Here is a 13620-nt window from a genome sequence, read left to right on the forward strand (position 1 = left end):
ACTACTCAGCAAGGTAAACATCGTAGGCAGGCGGCAGCTTCACCGATGGGCGGATATCAATATCTAGAAGTGCCACTAGCCGCATCGTTCCGACTACGAATCGAGCATCAAACACCCCCTTTCCCGCTAAGATGACGTGGCCCCACTTCGAGTAAATATTTCCCTCGAGGTTTCCGTTTCCCAAGAGATTCTCTTGGACGAACACCATCGGTCGCCGATCGAAGCGGCGCTGGTAGAACGCGAATCCGTCGAACGGACTGCTGGGGTCATCCAGCGGCGTGATCTTGCTCCCCAGCAGCCCTATATTGACAACCGTCGACGGAAGCAAGCCAGCGACATTCACCAGCAACCCGCCGTTGTCAGGGCGTGTCTCTTCATCGGAAGCATCGGGCGAGCCGCTAATGGGTGAGTAGCCTTGATTGTTGGTGATATAGAACATTACTCCTTCGGCTTCGACTTCCCCAGCCAGCATCGTCAAGGATATCTGCGTAACAGGGTCCCGGTTGCGGATGATATAGACGCCCGGTTCGAACTCAACTCTGCCTGAGATGATCGTGATCCAATCGTAGACGCCTGGCTTCAGAACCGTGGGCGGACCGATCAATGGCAGCCCCACGATCGTGCGGCCTCCGTAGAAGTCGGCTTTCACATTTTGGCTGTCAGCCGATAAGGTTGGCACTGGCAATTCTCGAAACGGGTCGGGCACCGGTCGGCGGCGTGCTTGCAGTACCACTTCGCTCTCGGGCGAATTGAATCGCTGATAGTTCTTCACCCGATCGACACCTCCAACCGTGCGAATATCGGGAGCCAACAGTTTCGACAGTGGCAGCACCGGCATGCAGGCAATTCCATACGGCGGCAGGCCATTCTCTCCGACCAACTCTCCATGTTCATCGACACCTCCCCAGTCGGTATTCACGATCACGGCCCCATCGACCGTTACGCGGCCGATGCCAAGCACTTCGAGTCCGCCCACCAGGGCCGGCAACGAAGGGACGATCGGTAGAACCGGGATCACCACGAAGGGAGGTGGATCGTCGTCCAGCACGATTATCGCGGAATCGTCGGTTACAGCCTTCAACCCAGCGACCGCTCGGGCACTAATCGCCGTTTGTTCGTTTCCCAATCGCGTGGAGCCAAATGAATTCCGAACGCCGTCTCGCAAAATGACTTCGACATGCCGCGTCGAACCAGCGAACATTCCCGCAGTTGGCGGGCAATTGACTTCGACTGAAGTCGAGGGCGAGTTGACATTGGCGGTTGCATAGTCGTAGGCGACTTGTTCGATTTGAGAAGGTGACTCGCCGAAGAACATTTCGTCCGCCCCGGAAAGCGCGGCGGTATCCGCAATTTGCTGGGCATCGCGAAACTGCGAAGTCAGATTACTGCCATCAAGGACGAGCATTAAAAAAGTGATCAGCGTTGGTAGCATCACGGCAACCAGCACCAGGATCTTACCGCTCGGTATTGCATTTCGCGTTGTATGAATCATGGCATTTCTCACTATTCAATCCGCTCTACAACCCGGCTTGCCAAAGGAATCGACGGGACTCCCCACAATCCGCCCAGCAGCAATGGCTGGTTGTATTGCAACGTCACGGTCAGCTCCGAATTGGTTGTCGCCATTCCCTCTTCCCAGGCCATCCTTACATTAACGAGGCGTGTATCGATCAGGTAATTCGCCGGACCAATCACGGAGAGGAGGTCAGGTTCGTCCCCCAGCACTGACTCGATCGTCACCGGCCCCCACTGGTCCAACTGCGAGTCTTCCCCGCGAATCGCCCCTGCCCGAGCCAGTCGATAGGCGGCTTCGTCGAGCATGTTTTGCCGAACGACGGCTAAACCAAAGTCAAAGATCCCGAACAGCGTGACGAACAGGATCATCATCACCAACGCCCCTTCGACGAGTGTCGCTCCGCGGCGATGGTCACGAATTGGATTCGAGGTATTCATCGATATTGACGGACCTTGAGTGTGCGATGGAAATGGAATTCACTCGAAGTGAGTCGAATCGGCGGCACAATTGTCAGATTCAGCTGCAACTGAATTTCGATTCGTTCATCGGTCGTCGTCGTTTCGATATCCATCTGCAACTGATCAGGATTAAACGTACCGACCTGCGATAGTTCTTCGATCGCTTCATTTTGAACGCTGGCGATCCATTGGTCCCGTTCGTCTTCTTTGAAACGCGTTGTGCTTGCATAACGGGTTGCCCGCCAGGCGGCCTGGTTGGCAACTGCCTTTAGGTGATAGGCCTGAGACAATTGCACGCAGTAGACGGCACACGCAATTAGCAATGGCAGACAGATCGCCAGTTCCGTCGCAGCGACACCACGTTTCGATCGACGATATCTGTTCATTTCTGGCCTCGTTTCTCGACCTGAGTTGGCATCTCTTGAAACGACTTCTGGATTTGAAGGGCGGCCGGGCCTGCCAACACGACAAAGATCACTGGGAAGATGAACAGCAGCGTTGGAATCAAGATCTTCACCGAGGCTTGTTGAGCCAGTTCTTCGGCTCGCTGTTCGCGTTGAAATCGGAGCATGTCCGAGAGTTCTCGCAGCGCCGAACCCATTTCTGAGCCAAACCTCTGCGATTGATCGATAAACGACGAAAGTGCCCGGGCCTCGTCAATCCCCGTTCGTCCGCTCATTCGATGAAAGCCCTGACCGAGCGTCTGCCCCAGTTGAACATCGCGTAGCACAAAGTCCAGCTCAACGGCTAACAGTGGGTGCGTCTGACGCATTTCGGCATGGACTTGAGCCACAGCCTCTGAGAGCCCCATCCCACCTTCAACGCAGGTCACCGCCAGATCGACAAAGTCAGGAAGTGCCTGACGGAAGACCCGTTGTCGTCGACGAATAATGCTCGCCAGATACATATCGGGGACCAACATCCCTACGAAACCGAGCAAAGCACCGATCATCAGCGTCCAGTGCGACGGCCAGGGAAGAACCCAAGTCGCCAGGACCGCGATCACAATCGGGACCACCATCATGATCACTTTGAACATCATGAAGTAGCCGAGGGCGGCAGGTTCATAGTATCCCGCTTGGACCAATCGCTGCGTGAGCCGAGTGCGACGCGTTTCATCGTCCGGAAGCAGCCTACGCATCAGATCTCCGGTCGAAACATTGGCCGTAATCTGGCCGAAGAGTCTGGCACCCAGCGAAGGAGAACGATCCCGATCGTCGATCAGACCGTCCATTCGCGAAATCGCTTTGTCGGGAATCGTTGTCATCAACGTCGATGCGACGATCACCAGGCAGAACACGCCCAGGAACACCGCTCCGATCACCAACCAGGTCATCCACTCGAATTCAAACATCGCCTTGCCCCTTCTGCCGTTTAATACGAGAAATTGACGATCCGATAGATGCAGAAGGCACCAATCACTTGCGACACCAGGCATCCCGCCAGGATGTCGCGGCGTTCCAACAACACGCTCACATACTGCGGCGCGATCAATGACATGATCATGACTACCACCAGGGGCATCGCGATCAAAACGATTGCCTGCATGCGCCCTTCGCCCGTCAGCGATTTGACGCGTCGCTTCATCTTGACCCGTTTTCGAACCAGCTCCGACAGTTTCTGGAGCAGTTCGGCAAGGTTCCCCCCTGCCCTGCGATGGACAATCAAGGCAATGGTGAAGATGCGAAGCTCCATCACATTGACGCGGCGGGCCATATCCCGCAAAGCGACTTCAGGCGGTACGCCCAGATGTTGCTGATCGTAGAAGTGATTGAACTCCTCCGACAACGGTCTGGGGAAATCGTTAGCAATCATCTGCACAACCGCCGGCACCGATTGCCCGGCACGAAGGCCGCGGCTCATGGCTGAGAAGGCATCTGGCAATTGGGCGGAGATCTGTTCGCTGCGAGCATTCCGTCGCGAGTAAACAATTAGGGGTGGCGTTATCAACATCGCCAGCACGCCAAGCGTCAGAGGAATTCCCCAACCAAACGCATACCACATCAAAGCCATCACCACTGTTGTCCCTAATAGCGTCAGCAACAGGAACTGCCACACATTCAAGCCGGTTGCCGCCTGATCGAGCCAGGTCTGAGCTCGATCGAAGCTACGTCGGGCCAGTGACTTCTTGCCGGCACCCAGCGGGTTTGACATCTCTTTGATAATGTGCGAATTGGTTCTCGCCGGGCGATTGCGTTCCTTGAGCGCATCCTCGATACGGTCGGAGACGCGTGACTTCACTCGCCAGAATGCGTCGAACAGCAGCCATGCCACGGCAACAATCCCCAGCGAAACGCCGAGAAACGTATTGATCAAGATGAACGACTGCGACATGACACGATTACCTCGGGGGCATGGTTGCGAGCAGGGCTACTTAGCAACGCGAGTTCATTTTGCTGACTAACTCGAAAGGAATATCGGACGATTCAAAGAATGGCGAGCCGCCATCATCTGGGAACTTGCAGACGAACAGAGGCTGCAAGTGAATTTGATCGCCATCCTTGACCACTTGGCCGATCTGCGTGACTTTTCGTTTGCCACTGGCCAAGCGTTTGACATGAATAATCACATCGATCGACGCGGCCACCTGTTGGCGGATATACCACATTGGCAGGTTCTCTTGGGCAAGTCCCAACAACATCTCGAGGCGACCGATCGCATCCTCGGCACTGTTGGCATGGATCGTCGTCAGGCTGCCATCGTGACCGGTGTTCATCGCTTGAAGCATGTCGAATACTTCGTCACCGCGACATTCGCCGACGATGATTCGGTCAGGTCGCATTCGTAGAGCATTACGAACCAGATCGCGGGCCGTGACGCGGCCTTTCCCCTCCGAATTCTCAGAACGGGTCTCCATCCGGGCGACGTGAGGTTGTCGAAGTCGGAGTTCCGCCGAGTCTTCAATCGTGACAATGCGTTCTTTGGGCGAGACAAAGCTCGAGAGCATGTTCAGCAGCGTCGTCTTTCCGCTACCGGTCCCACCGGCGATCACCATGTTCAAGCGCGTTCGGACAGCAGCCTGGAGGAAGACCATCATTTCTTCGGACATCCCCCCTCCTTCCACGAACTGCTGCGGTGTAAGGGCATGCGAAGTGAACCGGCGAATGGACACCAGCGCGCCATCGAGGGCGATCGGGTAGATCACTGCATTGAATCGACTGCCATCTGGCAATCGGGCATCGACCGAAGGCGAGGACTCGTCGATTCTTCGCCCCACGCGATTGGCGATGCGCTGGATGATCCGGACCAGTTCTTCGTTATCGGAGAAGGTGACCGACGTCTCTTCCATCTGGCCGTTGCGTTCGACGTAGACCTGGCGTGGACCGTTGATCAGAATGTCAGAGATTGTCGTATCGCGGAGCAGTTCCTCCAGGGGTCCGAAGCCGACCATCTCGTCGACCAACTCTTGCGTCAGCCGGTCTTTCTCGCGATAACGGATCAAATCGGGATGCGAAAGAAAGAGGTTCTCGATTGCCGTACGTAGTTCCTTCCGAACTACGCCCTCATCCAACCTCATCATCGCTCGGACGTCGACCATCTCGATCAACAGATGATGCAAGCGGTCTTTGACTGACTTTTCCTCTTGTCGCTTTTCTTTCGGGTCGGAAGCCCGCCGGGCGAACTCAGGTGACTTCTGCTGGAACATGATCTATCTCCGACTTATTGAGGGGCATCGCCGAGAGTTTGTCGCATAGCATGGCGATCGCTTTGCTGAACTTGGACCGCGGGAACTCCAGCACGGCAGGCTCTCCCATGTTGACCCCGTTCAGAACACTGGCAGGTTCATCGGGAATGACCGCCGCCAGGGGACGTTTGAGGACCGTTTCAACCTTGTCCGGCGGCAAACTAGCATTGGGAACGAGTCGATTCGCGACCACGGCAATGTTGGTGATGCGTTTATCTTCAAAATGTTCGAGCAGCCGCTTCGTCCGTAGCAGCGAGGTGAAATCGAGGCGAGTCACAATCACGACAATATCCGAGCACATCAGGGCTGCTTGCTGCTCTTTGTGAAACGAATCTTCGACATCGAGCACGACCACTTCATGTAGTTCTGCCAGCCCCGAGACCAGGCAACGAACGGATTCCGCCGGTAGTACCGAATGCGTCCCGAGGAACTCTGGTCCGGCGAGTAATTTGAGGCCCGACTTGTGGCTCTCGATCAATGGCAGCAGCGTCGCCGAGCTGATTTCATCGAGTTCGCGCGGGCAATCAGCGATCGAGTGGCTCGGCCGAATTCCCAAATGGTCCGAAACGTCGCCTCCGGTGAGGTTTAAATCGGCAACGACGGTGTTCTTATGCTTCGATTTGGTGAAGTGTGCAGCACAGTTGGTCGCAATGGCCGTTTGTCCTGCACCTCCGACAGCGGACACAAAGCTAATGATTTGGGAGCTGCGAGGCGGACGTTGTTGCGATTCGACGAGTCGCGTGATCGAGTCTTCAAGATCTCGGAGGAAATCGCCAGACATCTCAACGAAGTCGGTCGCACCGCTGCGAATGAACTGAATCACGTCGCTGGCGGAACGCGCGACGCCAAAGATGATGATGGGCTTGCTGATCAGAATCTGGATACCACAGATCGCCGAGCGTGTCTCTTGCAGGTCATCACCCGATTCGAGCAGGACGAGGTCGCATTGTGAAGGACTCTGTTCGAAGTAAGAACGAATCGCCGCAAGGTCCTTATCGACGCGGTCGATGATGGACATTCCCCGTCTGGTTAAGACCGGCACGAGCGTATCTTCCACGCTTTCCGGTCCGAAAATCACCGCTCTCATAGCGTTGTGCCCCAACCTCAACGAATCGTGCGTTGCCTGATCACACGGCCTCATCGGTTATCCGCGAACCGCTTATAAAGCCTGTGGCGATCACCACTCCTTAGCAAGGAAACCGCAACACACCATGGGGGTAGAATCGTGAAAACTGGGATAGACGTACCGCCTTTACCGATTATCCCGTAGCTCTAAGTTCCCTTAGATAACCAATAGCGGAAATCTTAATTTGCCAGTTGGCTGTTTTATGACCGCAGCTCAGAACCTGCCTGCACATTTCGCGCACGCGTATCAGCAACGCTCCTGCTAGCTATGCAATGCCGTCACTGGCGAATCGCTCACAAACCTCGCGTGACCTTGGTGTTGTGGATCATTCCCATCGGCAAAGAATGCCCGACGAGAGCCTGCCAGGAGTGGTAACGATCTTTACGCACTCAGTTGCCCGAGAAAGAGCTCGGTATCGTATTCGAACCGCACAACTCCATCGTTTTGGTGTTGGTCGAAGAGCTGCTCCAGCTTCTCGAGCATTGGCCGATGGTTGGCATGCTCTTCGGTTGGAGCATAGGAAGAGGACAGTAGCCTGCCGCGCAGCGATTCCAGATCAAACTGCTGTTCGTTTTGTAAGACGAATTTTTTGAATTCGGTTCCGCCATAGAGTACTTCAATGGCGGACTCCTGGCTTGTCAGCGCGCGGACCTTCAAGTAGTCGATTCCGTAATCGATCAGCAGTTGCTGGTAATCTTGGAGAAACGGACTGGCGTAATGCCGCGGAAGATTCCACAACAAGCTTACCCATCCGTTCGGTTTCACGATCTGTAAGAACTCTGCCCGGGCCGCAAGGGGGTCAAACCAATGAAAGGCTTGGGCGACGACGATCAGGTCGACGCTTTGGTTCCCGAGCGATGTGTTATCAGCAGTCCCAGTGACACTTTGAAAACGCGGGAACCCTTCCAGCAATTGTTCTGCCGCAGATCGCATCTCGAGATTGGGTTCGATCCCAATCACCACGTTCCCGTTCTTCAAAAATAGACCGGCCGAGATTCCGGTGCCTGAACCGACATCCGCGACGATCCAATCGGTTCCAAAGCCAATCTCTTGTTGGAGAACGGAGAGAACTTCTTGTGGATACCCAGGCCGAAAGCGAACGTAGTTGTCGACACGACTAGAGAACCGCTCAGTTGAACGTAGATCGTGGGGAGCCATGGCGTTTCCGTTGAAAGGAAGTTCTTAGCGACGAACCGCACCCTATCATCGCAGATGCAATTCTCCAGGGCGATATCCCCACAGCCAAAATGCCGCCACAGCGATGGGGTAGTCAATGACAGGTATTATGCCATCAGATATAACAGCGCGTCTTCCGCTTTTTGCCGCATCGCGTCACTTTCGATATGCCGCCGCAAGGTGAAGAAACCATAGAGCGTCTTGATGCGATGGGTAAGCCGCGCTTCGTCTCGCTTTAACATCCCCTCCCAATAGGCGGGCTCGCGCGGGTCGTGGTCCGATTTGATAACCACGCCCAGCTCTTGCTTGACATCCGGAAGCGAACGCAACAGTCGCAAGTGATGATGATGGGCTGGAAGCGCCTTCGTCGCCAACGCCTTGTAACCGAAGCGATCTAATTCCGTAATCGCCGCGGCGTGATTAATTAGATGCCACAGCCCACCGAAGCCCTGGCGTTTGATCCCGGCTGTTTCGATCAGCTCCGTGATGGTCGCATTCACCATGTCAGGGACCCCGCGATACGCGGGCACCTCAGAAGGGACTGGCAGCTTGACTTGATTTCCGATCTGCCACCCTTTCTCGCTTCCGTAATAGCCTCGGCCAGCGTGCGCATTGCCAAAACCTTCGATCAATTTCCGTGTGCCAGTGATTGCCGACGGGGTCGCGAATTCGGGATGATCGTGAAAGGCCCGGATTGCGATCGAAGCGAAGATGATGTTGTGCCCTGACTGCCGTGTCTGCCCGACGTTGCTCTCCAATGCTTTGGCGATCGAAGAGATTTGCTCGGGCTGCGGTTTTTCAGCAGGCAGCTTGCGGAAAAGCTCCGCCGGCGTCACCCCTTTCTGCTTGGCATTGAACCAGATCGCTTCTTCACCCGCGATCACGCGATCAAGCTCTTGGCTGACGCCTTGGTAGACTTCGTCCGGAAGTTCGTTTTGATCTTCGCCGAAGAAATAGCCGGCAATGACCGCGGCCCCGAGATGCCCAGCCATCGTCCCGGCCTGGTGGGCGTTGGCCATGCCATTGATTCCCTGAGGAAGATAGTCGAAGGAAATCATTTGCCGTCTCTTACGAAAGTTGAAGGATCGAAAGCTTGGCCTTTATTCTAACATGCCGCGCTGACTGTCCGGTAATCGATCTCTCTCAGAATGCCACAAGCTCCTTACCAGCATTCAGATGGTAAGCGGCTCGCGTCGAATCGGGTTTGTACGATTTTCGACGCACCGAAGCAAGTTTGCTTCCGAATAGTATCTCTACAGGCTCCCAGTGTTGGCCTTCATTCGCCGGTCAGCGACTGGGCCTTTCTCTTTCCAACGCTATTCGACGATCAACTCGCCGTTCATCACCATCCAGTGACCTGGGAACGTGCACAGATAGGGGTAATGTCCTGGTTCGGTTGGTGCCTGAAAGTAGATCGAGAACTCTTTTGTCGGCGGAACGATGTCGGTGTAGGCCAACACATCGGTCGACTCTGGAACGTATTGTTTCAATACGGCCGAAGGATTCGCGACAAACTTGTTCGCCAGGTCCCCCACCGTTTCCAACGTTCCCGGCTTCAACAACACCCAGTTGTGCGGCACCACGTCAGGATTGGTAAAGGTCAGCTTGATCGGTTCGCCAGCTTTGGCTTTTAAAGTCTTGGTCGAGAACGTCAAGTTCGGCCCAGCGGCGATCGCCAGTTCTTGCGGCGTGCCCTTCTCTGGTTTCTGGAGCCAAGGATTCGTCGGCTTGTTCCCCAACAGCGCCAGGTCAGACTCCATCGGATGAGCAGCAATCACTTTTCCGGTGGGTCGATATCCAGCGATGTCCGTGTACGGAGCATCTAATGCGTGTACCGTGATGAACAGCTCTTGCAGCGACCCCCTGTCGACTTCGAGCACCAGATGCAATTGATTCACTGATTGCAGCTCTGGCATTTCAACAAACAGCTTCTTGTTATCGATCCAATGAACCGCTGTGATTCGCAGTGATTCGTGACCAACCACACCAGGGTGACTCGGTGCTAGTTCCGGCGATCCATAGCCAGGACCATAGCGATAGTTCCAGACCTGAGCGAACTGCCGTGCCAGGTGGCCAATGTGTTCGCCGTTGATCTTCTGCGAGAATTCGAGCATCACGCCATTTTCATGCACATGAAAGCCAACCGGCGTTTGCATCGGCTTGCCGGTGTATCGCACGCGATGAAAACAGCCGTCATCCGGCGTGTAGCTCCCCCACCCCGCCATCCCGCTGACGTAAAGCTGTCCGTCCGCAGGATTCACCTTGGCACGATGCGCCCCTGAGCGAAAGTCGCCCGGCAGCGGGACCACAGCCCCTTGGGCTTGGCCGTTCACTTCGTCACGCAGCACCTGGAAATAGGCCCCTTGCCCGAACGACGTGTGAATGATCTGACCGTTGAGAGGGCCGAACCGCTTGTCGTTCACAGTTGTCTGCCCGCCGGAACTGTTATCAAGACCGCGCGGCAGATAAGCCAACGGCAACGCAGGGGGCTGTCCTTTCCGAGGGCCAGGGTAACCAAAGTATGCTGGCACCGGCAACTCGGGATCGATCAGACAAATCATCGACGCAGGCGTCCAGTCTCCTTCACTACAAGGAACGGTCAACTTGCCATCGTCGCACAAACCGATGCCATCAGGATTCCGGAACCCGGTCGCCAGCACGTTGACTTTCTTTCCATCCGCGGAAATGCGAATCACACCCTGCTTGCCCGAAGCAGTGTAGAAGTTACCCTCTTCATCGCGTGCGAGCCCACACGTGTAATCGTGTCCGCCTGGTGAGGTAGCGAACACATTCGAGAAGCACTCGTAGAAATCTGCCTCCTGATCGCCATTTAAATCGACCAGACGAGTAATTTGATCGCGACCAAGCACGTAGATATCGTCGTCCGAAACCACAACCCCCAGTGGTTGATGCAAACCGGCAGCAAACTGTTTCCATCGGACTTCCTTCAGCGTGCTGTCCAAGCCTGAAACAAGCCACACGTCGCCGGTCATCGTCGAAAGCACCGCGGTCCCATCGGCCAGGAAATCGTGGCCACTGACAAACATTAAGGCGCCGTAAGGGTTATCGAACGGCAACTTGATCGTATCGACGACATACGCTGCGTCTCCCTGTCCGAGGTTGCCTTCCGTCACCAGTCGTTCTGGCCACTGCGTTGGCGGATTCTGGCTCGCCTTGGCGAGTGGATGCTTGCTGGCGATCTCGAGATCGCGTTGAAACTCTCCCTTCGCGTTCACCCAGGGCGAATCGAGGTACTCGGTATCGCCAATCCGATACGCAAACACAACACGCGGTCCAATCCGGTAGTAGCCATGGTATTCAAACGGCTGGCCGGGTGACTCTTGCTTGGGAAGTGCCTGAAGCTCGCCATCGGGTCGCAGACCGTCCATGAAACCATGTCGCACGGCCGAGAACTTGACGAAACCACCTTTCCAGATCGCTTCGTACTTCAGCGTTTCAGGATTGAAACAGGTCGATAGCTCTCCCTGATCGCCAAGCTGCAGACAGATTCCTTTGTTAACGGTTCCACCGGGCAAGTGCGTCACCCCCGCGAGCACTGGCGTCTTGTCTTGCTCGCTCCAGCGACCATCACGCCAGGTCGCTTCCTTCTGATTTCCCCAATGCCCCTGATTACCACCATCGAGGCCAGGGAACGCTGGCAGCAAATGCGGAACGTTCGCCTGAACGCGGAAGTGTTCCGCTTCTTTCCGATAAAAGTCATAGATGCGATCACGATTCACTGGCTCTTGCCACAAACTCCATGCGACCGGATCTAGCGGAGTTCGCTCGTAAACAAACTCGGTGGGTTTGTCGAAGTTCTGGTAGCGAGTCAGCCACTGATCCTTTTTTCCCAGCCCTGTGAGAAAGTAGATCAAGTCGCGGCGTTGGCTGTCACTCATGCTGTTGGCCAGACCCACCGGCATTAGCGTCCCGGTCGCGCGTTCGTCTTCGATGTCGTCTTCCGACAGAATGTGGGTCTGCTGCGTCGCGGGATCGTACAGCGCGACCTCGCCCGGCTTCGCTTCTCGCTTGTAACCTTTGAGCACCTGACCGTCGCTCATTTGAACGAGCCAAGTCTTGTAGTCCGCATGCACGGTTTGACCTGGCCAGTAGACCGCTTCGACAATCTGCTCCGGAGAGAGTCGCTTGCCAACATCGCTCAGGCTCGGACCGATCTTGCCGCCAGCGCCGCCGATTTCGTGACACGATAAGCAGGCGAACTTCGCGGAGCGGAACGTATGAATTCCTTGATCGACGCTACCATGAAATTCCGCCGATGCGAGCACCGAGGCAACCAACTTCTCGTCGTAGGTTTCCGGAATCGGCATTCCGACGACCAATGGTCCGATCGGTTCACAAAACTCCTCGGACGAGGCCGTTGCCGTAGCGGACTCGTCTGCCAATGATCGTGGGATGCCAATGGCGACCAGAGCAACAACTAGCATCAGGCGAAGGAGCGATCGACGACGAGCAGCAGGCATAAGCTTCAGCATTGGCAACAAGATGGGGCAATGAAGGCGGGTGAAGGAGCGAAACGGCTGGAGACCGTAATTTACACGATCACGAATGATGCGTTGACCATAAATCAGTGAATTTCTGAGGGGACGACGTCGATTCGACCACGATTCTTGATGTTACGTTTGAGCCCGAGGGAGAATCGATCTAGATTATTCCTACCCCCAGTTTAGTCGAGCTAGTCGACGATTCGCCCCTCCCACCCTGCACAGGCCCACCATGAAAACGTTGTTGATGCTTGTTAGCTTCTCGGCACTCCTTCTCCTTTCGACAGCAAACGCCGGAGAATCGACGCCACGCGGCAATGCCCTCGCTGGAAAGCGGGTCGTATTTCTGGGGGACAGCATCACGCAGGCTGGCGGCTATATAACGTTCGTGGACTACTACCTCGAAAAGCTTTATCCGGAACAAGACTTCGACATCTATGGACTCGGTCTTGCCAGCGAAACGCTTTCTGGTCTTAGCGAAGAAGGGCATGCTGGCGGAGCGTTTCCACGGCCATGTCTGTTCGAGCGACTGGGTCGTCTCTTGGAGCGAGCCAAGCCAGAGATCGTGTTTGCCTGTTATGGCATCAATGACGGCATCTATCAGCCATTGGAAGCCGAGCGATTAGCCGCCTTTCAATCAGGTGTGAAGCAATTGATCGCGCAGTGCAAAGCGGACGGTGTACAACAGATCTATTTGGTCACGCCGCCAATCTATGACGCGACAACGAAGCCGGAAGAGTTCAACTACGACAGTGTGATGACGAAATACGCCGAATGGGAGACCTCACTCAACGAACCAAGCGTCGAGGTGATCGACTTGCACACAGCCATGCGAAAAGCTCGCGATGCCCAGGACGAAGTCTTCTCGAAAGACCACGTTCACCCCGGCGAAGCAGGTCACCTAATGATGGCGAAAACGATTCTGGCCGCGCTCGATGTTGATGTGGCGAACGATTCGCTCGCCACCATCAAAGGCGATCCGCTTTACCAGGAAGTCGATCGCCTGCGCAAGCATCGTTCCTCGCGTTGGATGAAACACATTGGCTATACGCGTGAGAAGGTTGTCACGCCTGAGCCCCTCGGCGATACCGAAGAGGTTGCCAGCATGATGAAAGATTCAATCAATCAACGACGACGCGCGAAGTAGCCAACGCGGC

At 55.4% G+C, this 13620-nt stretch carries 11 protein-coding genes; 1 reads left to right on the forward strand and 10 read right to left on the reverse strand.

All coding sequences use genetic code 11. From position 1 onward, the window contains the following. Position 1 precedes the first annotated feature (1 nt). The 10 genes from ABD890_RS17825 to ABD890_RS17870 form a co-directional block, all read right to left on the reverse strand. The gene (locus ABD890_RS17825; RefSeq protein ID WP_345092809.1) at positions 2-1492 is read right to left on the reverse strand and encodes a pilus assembly protein TadG-related protein; all 1491 of its coding nucleotides are present in this window, start codon (positions 1490-1492) and stop codon (positions 2-4) included. Positions 1493-1503: 11 nt separating this feature from the next. Continuing rightward, positions 1504-1953 (reverse strand): TadE/TadG family type IV pilus assembly protein, encoded by a 450-nt coding sequence (locus ABD890_RS17830; protein ID WP_345092813.1) that lies wholly within the window; start codon positions 1951-1953, stop codon positions 1504-1506. Beyond that, positions 1950-2360 carry a TadE/TadG family type IV pilus assembly protein gene (locus tag ABD890_RS17835; RefSeq protein WP_345092816.1) on the reverse strand — a complete coding sequence of 137 codons (411 nt, stop codon included), beginning with the start codon at positions 2358-2360 and terminating at the stop codon, positions 1950-1952. Before ABD890_RS17835 ends, ABD890_RS17830 begins: the two co-directional genes overlap by 4 nt. Continuing rightward, a complete protein-coding gene (locus ABD890_RS17840; protein ID WP_345092819.1) occupies positions 2357-3328 on the reverse strand; it encodes a type II secretion system F family protein in 972 nt (323 codons plus the stop codon). Before ABD890_RS17840 ends, ABD890_RS17835 begins: the two co-directional genes overlap by 4 nt. Before the next feature lie 20 nt (positions 3329-3348). After that, complete coding sequence (locus ABD890_RS17845; protein ID WP_345092822.1) at positions 3349-4308, reverse strand: type II secretion system F family protein; 960 nt, start codon at positions 4306-4308, stop codon at positions 3349-3351. Positions 4309-4348: 40 nt separating this feature from the next. Then, on the reverse strand, positions 4349-5620 hold the full coding sequence (locus ABD890_RS17850) for a TadA family conjugal transfer-associated ATPase (protein WP_345092825.1): 1272 nt from the start codon (positions 5618-5620) through the stop codon (positions 4349-4351). Then, positions 5598-6677 carry a CpaE/TadZ family protein gene (locus ABD890_RS17855; RefSeq protein ID WP_345092828.1) on the reverse strand — a complete coding sequence of 360 codons (1080 nt, stop codon included), beginning with the start codon at positions 6675-6677 and terminating at the stop codon, positions 5598-5600. The genes ABD890_RS17850 and ABD890_RS17855 overlap by 23 nt, the downstream gene beginning before the upstream one ends. Positions 6678-7166: 489 nt before the next feature. Continuing rightward, a complete protein-coding gene (locus ABD890_RS17860) occupies positions 7167-7943 on the reverse strand; it encodes a class I SAM-dependent methyltransferase (protein WP_345092831.1) in 777 nt (258 codons plus the stop codon). Positions 7944-8068: 125 nt separating this feature from the next. Then, positions 8069-9019 carry a hypothetical protein gene (locus ABD890_RS17865; RefSeq protein WP_345092834.1) on the reverse strand — a complete coding sequence of 317 codons (951 nt, stop codon included), beginning with the start codon at positions 9017-9019 and terminating at the stop codon, positions 8069-8071. A 258-nt stretch (positions 9020-9277) separates the two neighbouring features. Further along, positions 9278-12442, reverse strand: coding sequence for a DUF6797 domain-containing protein (locus ABD890_RS17870; protein WP_345092836.1), 3165 nt, complete (start codon positions 12440-12442; stop codon positions 9278-9280). Between the two features lie 253 nt (positions 12443-12695). Between ABD890_RS17870 and ABD890_RS17875 the strand changes: the two genes are divergently transcribed. After that, positions 12696-13610: an SGNH/GDSL hydrolase family protein gene (locus ABD890_RS17875; RefSeq protein WP_345092839.1), complete on the forward strand. Its 915-nt coding sequence runs from the start codon at positions 12696-12698 to the stop codon at positions 13608-13610. Positions 13611-13620 lie beyond the last annotated feature (10 nt).

It is taken from the genome of Bremerella cremea, assembly GCF_039541315.1.
Lineage (GTDB): Bacteria > Planctomycetota > Planctomycetia > Pirellulales > Pirellulaceae > Bremerella > Bremerella cremea.

Bases quoted from the DNA above. Each gene is read 5' to 3' on its own strand.
- ABD890_RS17825 (WP_345092809.1), bottom strand. From the start codon at position 1,492: ATGATTCATACAACGCGAAATGCAATACCGAGCGGTAAGATCCTGGTG.
- ABD890_RS17830 (WP_345092813.1), bottom strand. From the start codon at position 1,953: ATGAATACCTCGAATCCAATTCGTGACCATCGCCGCGGAGCGACACTC.
- ABD890_RS17835 (WP_345092816.1), bottom strand. From the start codon at position 2,360: ATGAACAGATATCGTCGATCGAAACGTGGTGTCGCTGCGACGGAACTG.
- ABD890_RS17840 (WP_345092819.1), bottom strand. From the start codon at position 3,328: ATGTTTGAATTCGAGTGGATGACCTGGTTGGTGATCGGAGCGGTGTTC.
- ABD890_RS17845 (WP_345092822.1), bottom strand. From the start codon at position 4,308: ATGTCGCAGTCGTTCATCTTGATCAATACGTTTCTCGGCGTTTCGCTG.
- ABD890_RS17850 (WP_345092825.1), bottom strand. From the start codon at position 5,620: ATGTTCCAGCAGAAGTCACCTGAGTTCGCCCGGCGGGCTTCCGACCCG.
- ABD890_RS17855 (WP_345092828.1), bottom strand. From the start codon at position 6,677: ATGTCCATCATCGACCGCGTCGATAAGGACCTTGCGGCGATTCGTTCT.
- ABD890_RS17860 (WP_345092831.1), bottom strand. From the start codon at position 7,943: ATGGCTCCCCACGATCTACGTTCAACTGAGCGGTTCTCTAGTCGTGTC.
- ABD890_RS17865 (WP_345092834.1), bottom strand. From the start codon at position 9,019: ATGATTTCCTTCGACTATCTTCCTCAGGGAATCAATGGCATGGCCAAC.
- ABD890_RS17870 (WP_345092836.1), bottom strand. From the start codon at position 12,442: ATGCCTGCTGCTCGTCGTCGATCGCTCCTTCGCCTGATGCTAGTTGTT.
- ABD890_RS17875 (WP_345092839.1), top strand. From the start codon at position 12,696: ATGAAAACGTTGTTGATGCTTGTTAGCTTCTCGGCACTCCTTCTCCTT.